A 16,282-nucleotide genomic window follows, 5' to 3' on the forward strand; every position below is an offset into this window, starting at 1 on the left:
CGGCTACCTTCCTTCCACTACAGGCAGGCATTCCGCTGCTTATGGGCCGGTTTCTGCAAAAATCTGACCAATTGGTTCATTTAGCGGTTTTCCGGCTTTCGTTAACTATTGGCAAGCATATTGCTGACCCTTCAAATGTTGATTGGTTGGTCAGTTTATGAGCTGGCCAGACCTGGATGGATAACGAGAAGAGGCTGTGTATGACTGCGGCGCTGCGCCTGAAACTGGAAAACATCGTCAAGGAATACCCGGGGTGCCGGGCCAACGATGGTATTGATCTGACGGTGGGCGCCGGGGAGATCCATGCACTGCTGGGCGAGAACGGTGCCGGCAAGAGCACGCTGATGAAGGTGATCTACGGGGTGGTGCAGCCGGACGAGGGGCGCATGATCTGGAATGGCCACCCGGTCACGGTGGACAGTCCGGCCCGGGCCCGGGAGATGGGTATTGGCATGGTGTTCCAGCACTTCTCCCTGTTCGAGACCCTGACCGTTGCAGAAAACATTGCGCTGGGCCTGCCCGCCGATGAGGCCCGTGACCGGCGCAAGCTGGACCAGCGTATCCGTGAGGTGTCCGGGCGTTATGGCATGGCGCTGGACCCCCGGCGCTACGTCAGCACCCTGTCGGTGGGCGAGCGTCAACGGGTGGAGATTGTTCGTTGTCTGATCCAGGAGAGCACCTTGCTGATCCTGGACGAACCTACTTCGGTGCTGACCCCGCAGGAAGTGACAGCCCTGTTTGCCACCCTCCGGCAGCTCTCGAGCGAGGGCTGCAGCATCCTGTTTATCAGTCACAAGCTGGAAGAGGTGCGCAGCCTGTGCCACAACGCCACCGTGCTGCGTCAGGGAAAAGTCAGCGGTGACTGCCGGCCTGGGGAGGTCTCTGCGGCGGATATTGCGCGCCTGATGGTGGGCGACGACACACCCATTTCCACGCAGGTTTCTGCTGCACAGACTGGCGATGTGTTGCTGGATGTACGCAACCTTGGCTGCAAGAGCCGGGCCCCCTTCGGTACCAGTCTCACGGATGTGAACTTTCAACTGCGCCAGGGTGAAATAGTCGGTATTGCCGGGGTTGCCGGAAATGGTCAGGACGAATTGCTCAAGGCCCTGTCAGGGGAAATCCGCGCGGACTGGGGAGAGATTGAGCTCGACGGCGTCAGGATGAATGCCCTGTCTCCTGGGCAGCGCCGCAAGCTGGGTGTTGCCATTGTACCGGAGGAGCGCCTCGGCCGGGGTGCGGTACCGGGGATGTCCCTGGCGGAGAATGCCCTGCTTACCGCCTCCGGGCAGGACCTGGTGGGCCGTGGCATGATCCGTTTCGGCCGGGTGCGCAGTTTCTCCCGCGAGGTAATCCGTCGCTTTGGTGTGCGCTGTATCGGCGAGGACAGCACCGCCGCGAGCCTGTCCGGGGGCAACCTGCAGAAATACATTATTGGCCGGGAGGCGCTGCAGAATCCGCGCATGCTGGTGGCGTCCCATCCCACCTGGGGCGTGGACGTGGGCTCGGCGGTGGCCATCCATGAAGCACTGGTGGCGCTGAGGGATGAGGGTGCCTCGATCCTGCTGGTCTCCGAGGACCTGGATGAGCTGTTCCAGCTGTGCAGCCGAATCGGCGCCCTCTGCCAGGGCCGCCTGTCGCCACTGGCACGCACTGCAGAGCTGAGCATCGAGCAACTGGGTGAGTGGATGGCGGGTGGTTTCGGCAGCGCGGAGGCTACCCATGCTGCTGCTTGAACGTCGCCCCGTGGATTCCTCCCTGATGCGCTGGGCCTCCCCGGTGCTGGCCCTGGTGCTGACAGTCATGACCGGTTTCGTGCTGTTCCTGGCCATGGGCAAGGACCCGGTGGAAGGGCTGACCTTTTTCTTTATCACCCCCATCAGCGATCTGATCGGCCTGGCGGAGTTGGGCCTGAAAATGGCACCCCTGCTGCTGTGTGCGGCGGGCCTGACCGTGTGTTATCGGGCCAAGGTCTGGAACATCGGTGCCGAAGGGCACTTCCTGATGGGTGCCCTGGGGGCCAGTGCGGTGGCGGTTCAGCTGATGGACATGTCCGGCTTTTGGGTGCTGCCCGTCGTGCTGGTGGCGGGCATCCTGGCGGGCATGCTGTGGGCCGCGATTGCCGCGGGTCTGAAGACCCACCTGCACTGCAATGAAATCCTGACCACGATCATGCTCAACTACATTGCCCTGAATCTGCTGCTGTATGCGGTTCACGGTCCCCTCAAGGACCCTTACGGCTTTGGCTTCCCGCAATCGGTCATGTTCGCTGAGTCTGCATTGTTGCCGGACCTGATTCCCGGAACCCGCCTCCATCTGGGGCTGGCGTTTGGTCTGCTCGCGGCGGTAAGCGTGTGGGTTCTGTTCGCGCGCAGCTTCATCGGTTTCCAGCTCAATGTGGTCGGGCAGGATCAGCGCGCCGCTGCCTTCGCCGGCTTTGGCGCCCGGCGTCTGACCTGGTTCGCCTTCCTCGTCGGTGGCGCCACCGCTGGCCTGGCTGGTGCCTCGGAAGTTACCGGCCCGATCGGTCAGTTGGTGCCCCAGGTATCCCCGGGCTACGGCTACACCGCGATCATTGTGGTGTTCCTTGGTCGGATGCACGCCCTCGGCATCATTGCTGCCAGTGCGCTGCTGGCATTGACCTTTATCGGCGGTGAGATGCTGCAGATCGCCATGAACATGCCCAAGGCTGTTACCGGGTTATTCCAGGGCTTGTTGCTGTTCTACCTGCTGACCTGTGACGCCTTTATCCATTACCGGGTACGACTCCGCGCGCCGGTACGCAAACCCACTCGTGTAGCAGCACCTGCTGCCACCCAGGAGGCGTGAAATGGAGCTGCTGACCAACATCCTGGCGGCCATGGTGGTGGCGGGCACACCGCTGTTGCTGGTGGCCTTGGGCGAATTGATCTGCGAGCGCTCCGGCGTCCTCAACCTGGGGCAGGAGGGCATGATGCTGATGGGCGCGGTGGCCGGTTTCGTGGTGGCGTTGACCACTGGCAGCCTGGCCGTGGCGGTATTTGCTTCAGTGTTCGCCGGCATCGGTATGGCCCTGCTGTTCGCTTTGATGGCCGTTACCCTGGCCGCCAACCAGTACGCCGCGGGACTGGCTCTGACCATCTTTGGCACCGGCCTGAGTGCTTTCGTGGGGGCCGGTTTTGTGGGGGAATCCATCGACGGTTTCGAACGGGTGGCGATTCCCCTGCTCAGTGACATTCCGGTGATCGGACGCGTGCTGTTCCACCAGGACCTGCTGGTCTATTTCTCGCTGGTGGTCTTTGCCGGGATCTGGCTGTTCCTGCACCACAGCCGTGGCGGCCTGTTGCTGCGCGCTGTCGGTGAGGATCCAGACGCCGCCAATGCCAATGGTCTCAAGGTGCTGGTGGTCCGCTACCTGGCGGTGGCTTTCGGCGGCGGCATGGCCGGACTGGCCGGGGCCTACCTGTCACTGGCCTATACCCCCATGTGGACCGAGAACATGACCGCCGGTCGCGGCTGGATCGCCCTGGCGCTGGTGGTGTTTGCCACCTGGCGCCCGGAACGGGTGCTGATAGGCGCGTGGCTGTTCGGCGCGGCCAGCATCCTGCACCTGGTGCTGCAGGGCCTGGGCTGGCGGGCCTCCACAGAGCTGCTGGCGATGCTGCCCTACGTGGTCACCATCCTGATGCTCGTGCTGCTGTCCTGGAACCCGGCCAGAACCCGTTTGAATACCCCGCTTTCACTAGGCCAGCCCTATCGACCGGGGCGCTGAGATGTGCGGGAGCCCGCTTTCCAACAATAACGTTCAACCCCTTTGCCAACGATGACCAGAAAAGCAAGAAACCAGAAAAGAGCGCAACCACAGAGGTAATACCATGAATGCATTTCGTAAGACACTGATCGCCGGCTGCATCGCTGCCGCTTCCTTTGCACCCGCTGCCCATGCCGAGAAGTTCTTCGGTTCGTCCAGCGTTTCCATCCTGCACAGTAACCAGTATGAAGGGTTCGGGGGAGAAGAGTACGAGGCGACGTATTTCACCTTCGAGAATGCCACCGCGCACAACTGGGGCGGCACCTTCTTCTTCATCGACCGTGACCAGGGGCAGGGTGGTGCCGAGGGCACCGACAACGTGTACGGTGAATTTGCGCCCACTCTGAGCGGCAGCTGGCTGACCGGTTCCGACCTCAGCTTCGGTCCGGTCAAGGATGTCTTCCTGGCAGGCCAGTATGAGTTTGGTGGTGGTACCGAGGTGAACAACTACATGGGTGGTTTTGGCCTGGCCTGGAACGTACCTGGCTTCCTGTACTTCAACACCTCTTTCTACTACGTGGACAACGAGCAGATCAACGACGACCTGCAGATGACTGTCACCTGGGCCGCGCCGTTCGAGATCGGGCCCGCCCGCTTCCTGATCGATGGCTACATTGACTGGTCCACCGCCGAAGCTGACCACGCCTCTGAGTTCCAGTTCACGCCGCAGATCAAGCTGGATGTCAGCAACTTCTGGGGTGAACCCGGCAAGCTCTACGCCGGTGTTGAGTACCAGTATTGGAACAACAAGTTCGGCGTGGGTGACGACAATGTCATGGACACCCAGAGCTCTGTCAGCGCATTGGTGAAATTCCACTTTTGATCCGTCACGGGAGTCCGGCAGAATCATTCTGTCGGACTCCTGAACAAATGGACAACAAGTGAGAAGCCAATGACCAAGCAACCAGTCGCAGACGCTCCCACCCATCATGGGAACCCCGGCAATGGCCGCAAGTACCGCCCGGGGCGGATCCGGGAGCGAAACAGGGAAAAGATCCTGCAGGCTGCGGAGCAGGAATTTGCCCAGCACGGCTACAAGGGCGCCACGATCCAGAACATTGCAGAGCGGGCGGGTTTGCCCAAATCCAACGTGCTGTACTACTTCAGCAACAAGAAGCGCATGTACAGCGCCATGTTCGATGACATCCTGGCGCGCTGGAACAAGGTGTTCACCGATATCCGGCCCGAAGACGATCCGGCGGTGGCCCTGTCTACCTTCATCCGTACCAAGGTGGAGATGTCACGGCGCTATCCATTGGCTTCCCGGTTGTTCGCCATGGAAATCATCCAGGGTGCGCCGTTCCTGCTCGATCACCTGCGTACCAACATGCGCGAGTGGGTGCGCGGTCGTGCCGAGGTCATGCAGCAGTGGATCGACGACGGCCGCATGACCCCGGTGGACCCTGTGCAGCTGATTTTCCTGATCTGGTCATCCACACAACATTACGCTGACTTCCAGGTACAGATCTTGATGGTGGAAAACAAGGCCGAGTATGAGAAGCGTGACTTCGACCATGCGGCCGATTTCCTCGTCGAGGTGATCCTGCGGGGCTGCGGTCTGGAAAAACCGACATGAATCAATGCGACACTTATCCGAGGGACATGCGGGGTTATGGCAGGAATCCCCCCCATGCCCAATGGCCGGGCAACGCCCGGGTGGCGGTCCAGTTTGTCCTCAACTACGAGGAAGGTGGCGAGAACTGCGTGCTCCACGGCGATGAGTATTCCGAAACCTTCCTGTCCGACATCATTGGCGCCGAGGCCTATCGCGACCGGCATATGAGCATGGAGTCACTGTATGAATATGGCTCCCGCGCCGGGGTCTGGCGCATCCTGGGAGAGTTCCGCAAGCGGCAACTGCCGTTGACGATCTTTGGCGTCACCATGGCCATGGCCCGTAATCCGGAGGCGGTAAAGGCCTTTATCGACGACGGGCACGAGATTGCCTGTCATGGCATGCGCTGGATCCACTACCAGGACATGAGCGAGTCCGAAGAGCTCCGCTATATGGAGTTGGCAATCGAACAGCACACCCGGTTGACCGGCAAGCCGCCGCTGGGCTGGTATACCGGGCGCGACAGTCCCAACACCCGCCGTCTGCTGCTAGAGCAGGGCGGCTTCGAATACGACAGTGACTATTATGGGGACGACCTGCCGTTCTGGACCACGGTCACCATGCGTGACGGCGCACAGGAGCCCCATCTGGTCGTGCCCTACACCCTGGAAGCCAATGACATGCGCTTCACCTCGCCCCAGGGCTTCAATGCCGGTGAGCAGTTCTTTCAGTACCTGAAGGACAGTTTCGATGTGCTCTACGAGGAAGGGGACCAGGTCCCGAAAATGATGTCCGTGGGGCTTCACTGCCGCATTGTCGGCCGCCCCGGCCGTTTCCGGGCGCTGCAGCGCTTCCTTGATTACATCCAGCAACATGACCGGGTCTGGGTGTGCCGGCGCATTGATATCGCCCGCCACTGGAAACAGGTGCACCCCTACCAACCCGTTTGATACCGGAGCAACATCAATGACCAATGCCGTTGTGGCCCCCCTCGTCGAGGGGCCTGATTTTACCCGCCAGGGCCTGAACCTGACGGATGGCAGCCTGGGCGCGGAAGTGATCCGGGTGACGGATGAATTCTTCGCTTCCCGGGAGCGCATGCTCAACCCGGAGCAACCGGTATTCTACCCGGACCGCTACGACGAGCATGGCAAGTGGATGGACGGATGGGAAACCCGCCGCCGCCGAACCACCGGACATGACTGGTGCATCGTGCGCCTGGCCATGCCCGGCGTGCTGATGGGGGTGGATTTTGACACCAGCTTCTTTACAGGGAACTTTCCTCCGGCGGCTTCCCTGGAAGCCTGTTTCAGTCCCGGTGGCGAGCCGGACGAACACGGTGACTGGCAGCCCCTGGTGCCGGCCACCGAGCTCAAGGGCAATGAGCATCGCTTCTGCGCCATAGACTGCGAGCAGCCCTTTACCCATGTGCGGGTGCAGATCTTTCCGGATGGCGGCCTGGCCAGGCTGCGAGTGTACGGCAAGCCGTTCTGCGACTGGTCGACCCTGGCAGCAGGTCAGTCCCTGAACCTGCTGGCCCTGGAATATGGCGCCGACCAGGTGGACCAGGCCTGGAGCGACGCCCACTACGGCGAGCCCCGCAAGCTGCTGCGCCCGGGCCGGGGGATCAACATGGGCGACGGCTGGGAAACCCGCCGGCGCCGGGAACCCGGCAATGACTGGTGCATCCTGGCCCTCGGCCACAAGGGCATTGCCGAGCGCATCGAGGTGGATACCGCCCACTTCAAGGGCAACTTTCCGGCGGCCTGCTCGATCCAGGCAGCTTGTGTCGGATCAAACGAGGGTATCGGCCGCTCCCTGATTACCCAAAGCATGTTCTGGCACACCCTGCTGGACGCGCAGCCGCTGACTGCTGACAGCATCCATGAATTCAGCGAGCTGAATGACCTGGGGCCGATCACCCATATCCGGTTCAACATGATTCCGGACGGTGGCGTCAGCCGGGTGCGCCTGTTCGGGAAGCCCGTGTCATGAGCACACCCCGGGAAATCATCGCCGAACCCCTGACGCGGGAAGCTTTCACTCGCTTTGGTGAGGTCATTGATACCCGGGGCGCTGATGCATTCCCCATAAACCAGGGCCGCACTGAACGGTTCCACGCCCTGGCCGGCGTGGAACTCCTGGGTGATGATTGCCGGGCCATTTTGTCCATCTTCCGGGGCCAACCCCTCGAGCCCCTGCAAATCACCCTGATGGAGCGCCACCCACTGGGTAGCCAGGCGTTCGTGCCCATCAACAACCAACCCTTCCTGGCGGTGGTGGCGCCCCCTGGCGATTTTGATGAATCCGCCATTCGCGTATTCCTCGTCCGTGGTAGCCAGGGCCTGAACTACCGGGCCGGTACCTGGCACGCGCCCTTGCTGCCCCTGTTCCCTGACTCGGACTACCTGGTGGTGGACCGCCAGGGGCAGGGTGACAATTGTGATGAAACCCTGTTGACGATACCGGTGCGCCCGATACTGCCAACGTCCTGATTTCTGCCAATGCCCTATAGCCTCCCTCCAACAACAAAAACAGGGAACTCAAAAGTGGGCACCTGCCAAACGGCCGGTTAGCCCTTGTGACTGTGTGCAAGGAGAGAGTGTATGACTAGCAAGACAGCTTCAGATGTAGCCCGCGGTAGTCGGCCGGGCTGGATAGCGGGTCTGGTCCTGGCGGCAGGTTTGACACTGTCATCGGCGCCAGCCTGGTCGGCGGACCTTGAGAAGGTAACCTTCCGTACCAACTGGTTCCCGCAGGCAGAACATGGCGGCTGGTACCACGCCGTCTCCCAGGGCACCTATGAGGATTACGGCCTGGACGTGGACATGGAGCCGGGTGGTCCGCAGGTGAATAACATCCAGCTGCTGCTGGGCGGGCGTGCCGATTTCGTGATGCTCCATTCCAGTGGCCAGATCCTGACCGCCCTGGAAGAGGGCCTCCCGCTGGTGGCGCTGGCCGCGTTCTACCAGAAGGACCCGCAGATTATTATGACCCATCCCGGCGTCGGTCATGACAGCCTGGACGATCTGAAGGGCAAGCCGATACTGTTGTCCCAGGATGCCCACCAGTCCTTCTGGCCATGGCTGAAACAGAAGTACGGCTACTCGGATGACCAGGTGCGGCCCTACACCTTCCAGATGGGGCCGTTTATCGCCGATCCTGACGTGATCCAGCAGGCCTATGTCACCTCCGAGACCTTTGTGGTGAAGGACGCGGGCATTGATCCCAACGTCTTTCTGTTGTCGGACCATGGCTGGAAGTCCTACTCCACGATGATCGTGACGACACGCCAGACCCTGGAGGAACGTCCGGAGGTAGCCCGCAAGTTTGTCGAAGCGACCATCGAGGGCTGGTACCAGTACCTGCAGGATCCGAAAGCCACCAACGAGTACATTCACCAGCTCAATGAGAACCAGGGGCCGGCCCAGTTGGCCCACTCCCTGCGGGAAATGGACGAGCGCGGCATTCTGCTGTCCGGTGATGCACTCACCGATGGCATTGGCATCATGACCGATGAGCGGTGGCAGGAGATCCACAAGCAACTGGTTGGCCTGGAGTTGATCGAAGGCTCCGTGGATCCCGGACAGGGTTACACCACCGAGTTCGTCGGTACCGGGGCGATCCAGGACATCATGGCACGTTATCCGGATGTATCCGGTGTCAAAGCGCACTGACCGTCACCATGCAATCTGAGGTCAATGCACGGGGTGAGGTCCGGGTTCTGCGCCCGGGCTCCGCCCGCGAGGCCGTCACCATGGCCCGGCGGTGGGGTGGCACCTACATTGCCGGGGCCAGCTGGCTGCAGCCTGTCTGGGAGCGGGACCAGTGCTGGCCGCGCTGCCTGGTGGCGCTTGACCCCCGGTGGCCGGGTTTCCGGGGTATTGAGCGTGCGGAGCGAGGGCTTGTCATCGGCGCGCTGACGACTCTGGATGAGCTGAGCCGGCACCCGCTGATCCATGACTACCTGCCGGCCCTGCCAGAATTGCTGAAGCTGGTGGCGGGGCCGGGCGTACGTCGTCTGGGAACGGTGGCCGGAAACCTGTGTGCCGGTGGCGATCTGTCGGCGTTGTTCCTTTCCCTGGATGCCCGCCTGGACCTGGTTGGTTGTGATGGCCCGGAGAGTAAGAGTCTGGCCGCAGGGTACATCGCCAGTCAGGGTGTTGATCTGATTCAGTCGATTACGTTACCCGATAGCCGGCTGTGGCGTATCGCCGTTGACAAACTGGGTCATCGGGAACGCTTCAGTCCGACCCGGGCGACGGTTGCCTGCGTCCATGGTGGCGATCGCCTGCGCCTGGCGGTGTGCGGTGAAGGCGGGCCGCGACGGTTGCCCATCACCGAGGCGGCGTTAAACGATGGCCATTCCCGGTCCGACGTGGACAGGGCCCGGTTACTGGCTTCCGAGCTGGAATCCTGTGGCTGGCAGGATCCGACACTGCGCCTGGCCATTCAACGGATGGTGGATTACCTGTTGGCGGAGGTGGGCCATGACGACTGAATTCCGGGCGAGTGTGGTCACCCTTGATGCCGGTTCTGACGACAGTGGAAGCCTGACCACGGAGCTTTATCGCCGCATAGAGGGGCGGCTGGCCTATCCCACGGATCTTCTGGATATTCCGGGTCTGTTGCAGGGTGCGATCCTGCGAAGTGAGCACGCCCATGCCCGCCTGCTGCGAGTGGACACTACCCGTGCCAGGCGCATGCCCGGAGTTCACGCGGTGGTGACCGCTGATGATGTGCCCGGTGTTAACCGGTTTGGCATTGTGGTGCGGGATCAGCCCGTTTTCTGTGTCGACCGCGTACGGTATGAGGGTGATGCCATCGCCGCCGTGGCGGCGGATACCCGGGCCCAGGCACAGGCAGCGCTCGCTGCCATCGAGGTGGAATACGAACCCTTGCCGCTGGTGTCGGACGCGATGACGGCGGAGCAGCAGCCACCCCTCCATGAGAGCAGCAACCTGCTGGCACAGGAACGCTTCGATTGTGGTGATGTGGACAAAGCCTTTGCCGCCTGCCACGTAGTTATTGAGCAGGAGTACCGCACGCCCCGGCAGATGCATGCCTTTATGGAAACGGAGGGCGGCGTGGCGATTCCTGATGGCACCGGCGGTATCGTCTTCCGAGTGGGCTGTCAGTCCGGACACCGTGATGTGGGGCAGCTGGCGGACATCCTTGACCTTGCGCCATCCCGGGTGACGGTTGAAGCCATGGCCACCGGTGGTGCCTTTGGTGGCAAGGACGAACTCACCATTCAGCCGGCGGCGGGCATACTGGCCCTCAAAGCCGGCCGCCCGGTGATGATTCAGCTTGGCCGTTTTGAGTCCTGTCGGGCGGGTATGAAACGCCACCCGGTGGTCGCGAAGATGAAGACCGGTTGCGATGCCAACGGCCGGTTGCTGGCACACAAGGTGGACGCGGTGCTGGACACCGGCGCCTATGCCAGCCTGGGCCCGGCGGTACTGGAAAACTACCTGGACCACGCCACGGCCCCACTGTATCGAATCCATGCCTACTCCGTGTCGGGCCGGCTGGTCTACACCAATAATGGCGTAAGCGGCGCCTTCCGGGGATTTGGAGGCAACCAGGCCACCTTCGCCATCGAATCCCAGCTCGACGCCCTGGCCCGGGCACTTGGTCGGTGCCCCCGGGAGCTGCGTCGCATCAACCTGCGTACCGTCGATGAGCCCGGCAGCCGCCACCAGCCTGTGCGCTGGACGGTGGCTCCGGTCGACCTGCTGCGACAAGCGCAGCAGTCCCCGCTCTGGACCTTGCAGAAAGAAACCTCGGGTCGCTGGCTGACCGGCACCGGCATGGCTCTCGGCGCCCAGGGCAACGGCCTTGGTGATGGCTTGCCAGACAGTGGTGGCGGACGCATTGCCTTGACCCCTGGAGGGCGAATCCGGGTGGAATTCGGGTTCGCTGATTATGGCCAGAACGTTGGCGAGGCCATCACCCGGGCAGTCAGCAAGGGGCTGGGGTGTGGCTGTGGCGAGATTGACGTGGTGCTGGGCCATTCCCGGGGACCGGATTCGGGCCCGACGAGTGCTTCCCGCAGTTCGGTACTGGTTCATGGTGTGCTCCGCCGGATGCTGCCCTTATGGAAGGCTGCGGTGCGGCAGCAGGCTGCAGTGCTGACCGGATACAGCCTGGACCACCTTGCCCATGGTCCCGGCGGGATCTTCCACCTGGGGCAACGAGTGCTCAGCTATCGCGAACTGGCAGAGAACGGGCGACTGGAGGAACTGGTGGCGGACGCCGCCCAGGACTTCCCGGTGGCTCCCGGACAGGAAAAGCCGGTCGGCCGTTACCTCCAATTGCAGATCGCCACCGTGGCCAGGGTGGCCGTCGACCGACTGACTGGCCGGGTACGGGTCACGGACCTTCACCACATCACCGCCGCCGGTCGCGTGATCTATCCGCCCGGCTATCTCGGTCAGATCGAAGGGGCTGCGGTCATGGGGCTGGGCATGACGCTCACCGAGGACATGCCAATGCACGAAGCCCGGATGCAGCGGAACAACCTGGATCAGTACCTGATTCCTACCTTTCAGGATGCCCCTGCGCAACGGGTCGATGTGCTGGATGATACCCCCGGGAACGATCCTTTCCCGGTGAGGGGCGTTGGCGAACTGGGTATCGAGGCAGTCGCGCCGGCAATCACCTCGGCTATCGAAGCTGCTACCGGTGTCCGCGTCCATAAGCTCCCGGTTGACCCCGGGGTTCTGCTGAAGGGTATCCACAGGCAGGAGAACCTGGCGTGAATGATCTGAATATTGCTTCTAATCCGGTCACATTTGACCTGAATGGACGAACAGCCACCTGTTCGGTGCCGGCAATGACATCGCTACTGGATCTGCTGAGGGAAGCCGGTGCAATCACCTCCGTGCGTGCCGGCTGTCGGGTCGGTCGCTGCGGTGCCTGTAATGTGCTGATAGACGGGCAAGCCATGCCGGCTTGCCTGATTATGGCCTGGCAATTGCCGGGCCGGCGGGTAGAAACCGTGGAAGGGCTGGGCGGCGACCCGGACTTCCTGAAGGTGCGCCAGGTGCTGGCCGAAGAAAGTGCGCTGCAGTGTGGTTACTGCACCCCGGGCGTTGCCCTGTCCCTGGTATCCGGCTTGCGGGAGCGACGCAATGGGACCCGGGTGGATCTGGCGGAGGCGGTTGCCGGCAACCTCTGCCGTTGTACTGGTTACGGGGGCCTGAAGCGGGTCCTGGACAACCATTTGAACCCGGTCTCCTCGCGGAATACCGCCGATGGGGCTGGCAACAGGAATCTCATATCAGGAGAACCAGAATGACCGCAACACCGGCCGGCGATCGCCGGACCCTGCTGAGTGCTGACGCCGTGCTGCCCATGACCGCCGGCAATCCGGTAATCACCGACGGCGCGGTGCTGATCCGTGGTGACACCATTGAGGCGGTGGGCCCCCTCTCACAGTTGGCGCAACAGGCGCGGGATGCGGAGCGAAGGGATTATGGTCGGTCGGTACTGATGCCGGGCCTGGTCAATACCCACAGCCATTCCGGCCTGTTGCGGGGCACAGCGGAAGAGCTGCCGGTGTGGGAGTGGCTGCAGAAATACATTGACCCCATGCACCGGGTACTGAGGCCGGATGAGGCGGAGACGGCCTCCTGGTTGTGCTATGCGGAGAGTCTTCTGGCGGGAACCACCACCTCGGTAGATATGTGGCGTTACATGGAAGGTTCCGCCAGGGCCGCCGAACAACTGGGCAACCGGGTGGTCATGGTGCCCTATGTGGGCGAGGCTGAGGGCCATGACTATTTCGACACGCTGGATGACAACGCCCGCCTGCTGGAGCAGTGGCACGGCGGCGCCGGTGGCCGGGTGCAGGTCTGGGTCGGGCTTGAGCACCAGTCTTATGCGACCCCGGCGGCCTGTCGCCGAGCGGTGGAGCTCAGCAATTACTTCCAGACCGGGCTGCACACCCACTCCAACGAGAGCCAGGTCGAGATTCCGGAAACACAGCGCCTCTACGGCCTGAGACCGGTGCGTGCCCTGGAAAAGCTGGGCCTGCTGTCGCCGGAACGGGTGTTGCTGGCGCACTGTGTGTGGCTCGACGATGATGAGATTCGCACGTTGGCGGACTACAACGTGGGCGTGGCCCACAACCCCTGCAGCAACATGAAGCTGGCCAGTGGCTCGGCACCGGTCGAGGCAATGATACGAGCCGGAATTGCCGTGGGTATCGGTACAGACGGTGAGAAGGAGAACAACAACCTCGATATGTTCGAGGAAATGAAGTTTGCCTCGCTGCTGGCCAAGTTGCGCAACATGGACGCATCGGCCTGGCGGTCCTGGGACGTGCTGCGAGCGGCGACCATCGAAGGTGCCAGGGCTCTGGGTATGGATCATCAGATCGGTTCCCTGGAGCCGGGCAAACAGGCGGATATCATCGCTGTGAAGGCGGACACGCCGAGGATGACTCCGTTCATGACTTCCGGACCGCTGCAGAATCTGCATTACAACCTGGTGCATTCCACCCTGGGTGGTGATGTAGCGATGACCATGGTGGCAGGGCGGGTTGTGGCGGAGAACCAGGTGTTGCTCAGTGGCGACCTGCCAGCGTTCATCAATGCCGCAAATGCAGCAGCCGTGCGGTTGCTCGCGCGTCGTGATCACTGGCTGGCTACCCAGGCGCAGGGAGAGTCTTCACCGGTGTGAAGGACGGTAGAGGAGAAAGAGAGCTGCGGAGGGCGTTACAGCCCCCCACAGCTAGTCTGGCTTACACCGACAGCAGTACAAAGTCGTCCTTGGTGACCAGGCACTCCGGGCACATCCAGTCATCCGGGATGTCCTCGAACGGTGTGCCTGGTTCGATACCGGAGTCCGGGTCACCTACGGTCTCATCGTAGATCCAGCCACAGACCTGGCAGACCCACTGGAGGGATTTAACCGAGTTCTCTCCGGCTCCTGTCGCCGGGCCGGTGTCGTTGGCGGCAGCTGAGGCCCGCACCTGCTGGAGCCGGCGATCAAAGGCCAGGCGGCCCTTCTGTTCCAGCTCAAACGCCTTCATCACCCGGTCCCTCACACGTGCCTGCCGGTCAGTCGTGGTGGCGTAACGATGCACCGCCATCCGCCCCAGCGACACATGGAATTTCTCGTCTGGAATGATCTTTTCCAGCATGGCCCGGGTCTTTTCAGGCACCCGGGGCAGCAGGCCGTCAAAGGCGTTCATGGCGCCCAGTTCACCGGTGATATTATGGGCCGCGACCCGTTCCAGGGTGTCGTCTCCGGCGGCATAGAACTCGCTGACCCATTCGACCCATTCCGGTTCCGGTGTCCAGCCCTCCATGCTGGTACCCAGGGATTCCAGGTGGGACAGGATCAGCTGGTAATGCTTGCCTTCATCGGCCACTTGCCGGCAGAGTCCGACGAAGACTTCGGATTCCGGCGTGTCCCGCAGCCACGAGCCGATAAACCCGGCCGCTTCCTGCTCGTACCAGCACTGGAACTTCAGCCATTCGACCAGTTCTGCACGCTCCAGGGGCTGGTAGCCACCAAAACTCTGCTCAGCCTCAGAGAGCACATCACGACGTTTTTCGAGGGTTTTGACCAGGTCCTGGTAGAACGCCTTTGGATCCTCCGCTGACCGTTGTTCTGCTGCTGCGATACTCATACCGCCTCCCTTATATCGGCCTGGACAGACTTCTGGTCATGTACCGCGTCATACCACTGCCCGTTGCGCAGGCAGCCAACGGCACGCAAACGCCGGTGTGCAGTGATTTGCTCATGGCCGTCGGAGAGAACGCAGGGTTGTTCTTCAATATCCAGCACACTGACTTCAGCAGCCCGGCCCGGTGTGAGGGTTCCGTACTGATCTTCGCGGTTGATGGCCTTTGCTGCATTGATCGTGTTCATGGCAATGACCTGGTGCAGGGGTACATCCAGCGCCCAGAGCTTGGACATGGTTGTGGATAATGAATACACCGGCCCATCCACGTTGAATACGTTGAGATCGGTGGAGATAGTATTGGGCATGTAACCCCGCTCAATAAGGCGCCGGGCAGTGCGGAAGTGAAAATCACCGGCTGAGTGGCCGATGTCCATCAGCACCCCTCGGTTATAGGCATCTGTAAAGGCCCGGGTGGGTTCGCCAAACGCATCAAGCTGACCACCCCCGCCCCGGCAGGCATGGGTGATAATGTCACCCTTGCGCAGCTGGTAGAGCAGTTTTTCGGTCTCGAGCACCGGCGTATGAGGGAAGGAGCCCAGGTGAATCATGATCGGCAGGTCCGGGGCGATCTGATGGGCGGCCTCCAGGAACGGTGATCGGTCCGGGTCGTCGGTAATGGTGGGCCTCACCTTGAAGCCGACGATGACATCCCGGTTAGCATCCACCACTTCCTTTGCCGCCTCAATGTCAATGTTACGTTCGTCATCGGCGATGCGCAGGTAGTGACAGATAAAGGTCTTGTTGGCCAGGTAGATCTGCGACGGATCCATCAGGGCGAAGATCTTGGTCCTGGTATCGGGGTGATCAATGATGCCTTTGCGGGCGAGCCCAAAGATGGTCGTGCTGGTCGTGCCGGCGTCCACAATGATGGGAACGCCGGAATCCACGCCCATCAGGTCCGTGGGCAGGCAGAAATCCCCCAAACCGGTGAAGCAGTGGGTGTGGATGTCGATCAGGCCGGGCGTGACCAGCTTGCCCGCGACGTTCTTGACCCGGGCATTGGGGTAGAGGGCGCCTGCGTCAGGACCTACCTCAAGGATGGACGCTCCACAGGTGACCACATCGGCAACCTCGTCGAGCCCGTTGGCGGGGTCGATGACGCGCCCCCCCTTCAATACAAGAATCGGATCTTGATCGGAAGGCATAGCATTCCTCCGGTATTTCACGAGAACCGTACGCCACCGCAGCGTTATGACAGAGGAATGTCATCTTGACTCAGGAGTCTGATCCAGGAGGT

15 protein-coding genes are annotated in these 16,282 nt (G+C 61.9%); 13 read left to right on the plus strand and 2 right to left on the minus strand.

Annotated elements, in window-relative coordinates; translation table 11 throughout:
- Nucleotides 1-200: 200 nt before the first annotated feature.
- The 13 genes from BM036_RS06170 to BM036_RS06230 all read left to right on the plus strand — a co-directional run bounded on the left by BM036_RS06170 (nucleotide 201) and on the right by BM036_RS06230 (nucleotide 14,033).
- Nucleotides 201-1,736 (plus strand): ABC transporter ATP-binding protein, encoded by a 1,536-nt coding sequence (locus BM036_RS06170; protein ID WP_091849549.1) that lies wholly within the window; start codon nucleotides 201-203, stop codon nucleotides 1,734-1,736.
- Nucleotides 1,723-2,829 (plus strand): ABC transporter permease, encoded by a 1,107-nt coding sequence (locus tag BM036_RS06175; RefSeq protein ID WP_091849551.1) that lies wholly within the window; start codon nucleotides 1,723-1,725, stop codon nucleotides 2,827-2,829. The genes BM036_RS06170 and BM036_RS06175 overlap by 14 nt, the downstream gene beginning before the upstream one ends.
- 1 nt (nucleotide 2,830) lies before the next feature.
- On the plus strand, nucleotides 2,831-3,751 hold the full coding sequence (locus tag BM036_RS06180) for an ABC transporter permease (RefSeq protein ID WP_091849553.1): 921 nt from the start codon (nucleotides 2,831-2,833) through the stop codon (nucleotides 3,749-3,751).
- A gap of 103 nt (nucleotides 3,752-3,854) precedes the next feature.
- Nucleotides 3,855-4,613 (plus strand): outer membrane protein OmpK, encoded by a 759-nt coding sequence (locus BM036_RS06185; protein WP_091849556.1) that lies wholly within the window; start codon nucleotides 3,855-3,857, stop codon nucleotides 4,611-4,613.
- 69 nt (nucleotides 4,614-4,682) lie between these two features.
- A complete protein-coding gene (locus tag BM036_RS06190) occupies nucleotides 4,683-5,366 on the plus strand; it encodes a TetR/AcrR family transcriptional regulator (RefSeq protein WP_091849558.1) in 684 nt (227 codons plus the stop codon).
- Nucleotides 5,363-6,295, plus strand: a complete 933-nt coding sequence (puuE, locus tag BM036_RS06195; protein WP_091849560.1) for an allantoinase PuuE — start codon at nucleotides 5,363-5,365, stop codon at nucleotides 6,293-6,295. Before BM036_RS06190 ends, puuE begins: the two co-directional genes overlap by 4 nt.
- A gap of 16 nt (nucleotides 6,296-6,311) precedes the next feature.
- Nucleotides 6,312-7,340 (plus strand): allantoicase, encoded by a 1,029-nt coding sequence (alc, locus tag BM036_RS06200; RefSeq protein ID WP_091849562.1) that lies wholly within the window; start codon nucleotides 6,312-6,314, stop codon nucleotides 7,338-7,340.
- The gene (locus BM036_RS06205) at nucleotides 7,337-7,840 is read left to right on the plus strand and encodes an ureidoglycolate lyase (protein ID WP_091849564.1); all 504 of its coding nucleotides are present in this window, start codon (nucleotides 7,337-7,339) and stop codon (nucleotides 7,838-7,840) included. Before alc ends, BM036_RS06205 begins: the two co-directional genes overlap by 4 nt.
- A 111-nt stretch (nucleotides 7,841-7,951) precedes the next feature.
- Nucleotides 7,952-9,022, plus strand: a complete 1,071-nt coding sequence (locus BM036_RS06210; protein ID WP_091849566.1) for an ABC transporter substrate-binding protein — start codon at nucleotides 7,952-7,954, stop codon at nucleotides 9,020-9,022.
- An 8-nt stretch (nucleotides 9,023-9,030) separates the two neighbouring features.
- The gene (locus tag BM036_RS06215) at nucleotides 9,031-9,846 is read left to right on the plus strand and encodes an FAD binding domain-containing protein (protein WP_091849569.1); all 816 of its coding nucleotides are present in this window, start codon (nucleotides 9,031-9,033) and stop codon (nucleotides 9,844-9,846) included.
- Nucleotides 9,836-12,109, plus strand: coding sequence for a xanthine dehydrogenase family protein molybdopterin-binding subunit (locus BM036_RS06220; protein ID WP_177186012.1), 2,274 nt, complete (start codon nucleotides 9,836-9,838; stop codon nucleotides 12,107-12,109). The genes BM036_RS06215 and BM036_RS06220 overlap by 11 nt, the downstream gene beginning before the upstream one ends.
- Nucleotides 12,106-12,648, plus strand: coding sequence for a (2Fe-2S)-binding protein (locus tag BM036_RS06225; RefSeq protein WP_218144782.1), 543 nt, complete (start codon nucleotides 12,106-12,108; stop codon nucleotides 12,646-12,648). The genes BM036_RS06220 and BM036_RS06225 overlap by 4 nt, the downstream gene beginning before the upstream one ends.
- Nucleotides 12,645-14,033, plus strand: coding sequence for an amidohydrolase family protein (locus BM036_RS06230; RefSeq protein WP_091849573.1), 1,389 nt, complete (start codon nucleotides 12,645-12,647; stop codon nucleotides 14,031-14,033). The genes BM036_RS06225 and BM036_RS06230 overlap by 4 nt, the downstream gene beginning before the upstream one ends.
- Nucleotides 14,034-14,094: 61 nt before the next feature.
- On the opposite strand, the gene BM036_RS20475 is transcribed toward BM036_RS06230, so the two are convergent.
- Nucleotides 14,095-14,988, minus strand: a complete 894-nt coding sequence (locus BM036_RS20475) for a rubredoxin (RefSeq protein WP_342714392.1) — start codon at nucleotides 14,986-14,988, stop codon at nucleotides 14,095-14,097.
- Nucleotides 14,985-16,190 carry an amidohydrolase family protein gene (locus BM036_RS06240; protein ID WP_091849575.1) on the minus strand — a complete coding sequence of 402 codons (1,206 nt, stop codon included), beginning with the start codon at nucleotides 16,188-16,190 and terminating at the stop codon, nucleotides 14,985-14,987. Before BM036_RS06240 ends, BM036_RS20475 begins: the two co-directional genes overlap by 4 nt.
- Nucleotides 16,191-16,282 lie beyond the last annotated feature (92 nt).

The sequence above is a fragment of the Marinobacter segnicrescens genome (assembly GCF_900111555.1).
Classification (GTDB): domain Bacteria; phylum Pseudomonadota; class Gammaproteobacteria; order Pseudomonadales; family Oleiphilaceae; genus Marinobacter; species Marinobacter segnicrescens.

Excerpts from the sequence above, each read along its gene's own strand:
- BM036_RS06240 (WP_091849575.1), bottom strand. The coding sequence starts at position 16,190 with ATGCCTTCCGATCAAGATCCGATTCTTGTATTGAAGGGGGGGCGCGTC.
- BM036_RS06230 (WP_091849573.1), top strand. The coding sequence starts at position 12,645 with ATGACCGCAACACCGGCCGGCGATCGCCGGACCCTGCTGAGTGCTGAC.
- alc (WP_091849562.1), top strand. The coding sequence starts at position 6,312 with ATGACCAATGCCGTTGTGGCCCCCCTCGTCGAGGGGCCTGATTTTACC.
- BM036_RS06185 (WP_091849556.1), top strand. The coding sequence starts at position 3,855 with ATGAATGCATTTCGTAAGACACTGATCGCCGGCTGCATCGCTGCCGCT.
- BM036_RS06170 (WP_091849549.1), top strand. The coding sequence starts at position 201 with ATGACTGCGGCGCTGCGCCTGAAACTGGAAAACATCGTCAAGGAATAC.
- BM036_RS06180 (WP_091849553.1), top strand. The coding sequence starts at position 2,831 with ATGGAGCTGCTGACCAACATCCTGGCGGCCATGGTGGTGGCGGGCACA.
- BM036_RS06175 (WP_091849551.1), top strand. The coding sequence starts at position 1,723 with ATGCTGCTGCTTGAACGTCGCCCCGTGGATTCCTCCCTGATGCGCTGG.
- BM036_RS06190 (WP_091849558.1), top strand. The coding sequence starts at position 4,683 with ATGACCAAGCAACCAGTCGCAGACGCTCCCACCCATCATGGGAACCCC.
- puuE (WP_091849560.1), top strand. The coding sequence starts at position 5,363 with ATGAATCAATGCGACACTTATCCGAGGGACATGCGGGGTTATGGCAGG.
- BM036_RS06210 (WP_091849566.1), top strand. The coding sequence starts at position 7,952 with ATGACTAGCAAGACAGCTTCAGATGTAGCCCGCGGTAGTCGGCCGGGC.
- BM036_RS06215 (WP_091849569.1), top strand. The coding sequence starts at position 9,031 with ATGCAATCTGAGGTCAATGCACGGGGTGAGGTCCGGGTTCTGCGCCCG.
- BM036_RS20475 (WP_342714392.1), bottom strand. The coding sequence starts at position 14,988 with ATGAGTATCGCAGCAGCAGAACAACGGTCAGCGGAGGATCCAAAGGCG.
- BM036_RS06205 (WP_091849564.1), top strand. The coding sequence starts at position 7,337 with ATGAGCACACCCCGGGAAATCATCGCCGAACCCCTGACGCGGGAAGCT.
- BM036_RS06220 (WP_177186012.1), top strand. The coding sequence starts at position 9,836 with ATGACGACTGAATTCCGGGCGAGTGTGGTCACCCTTGATGCCGGTTCT.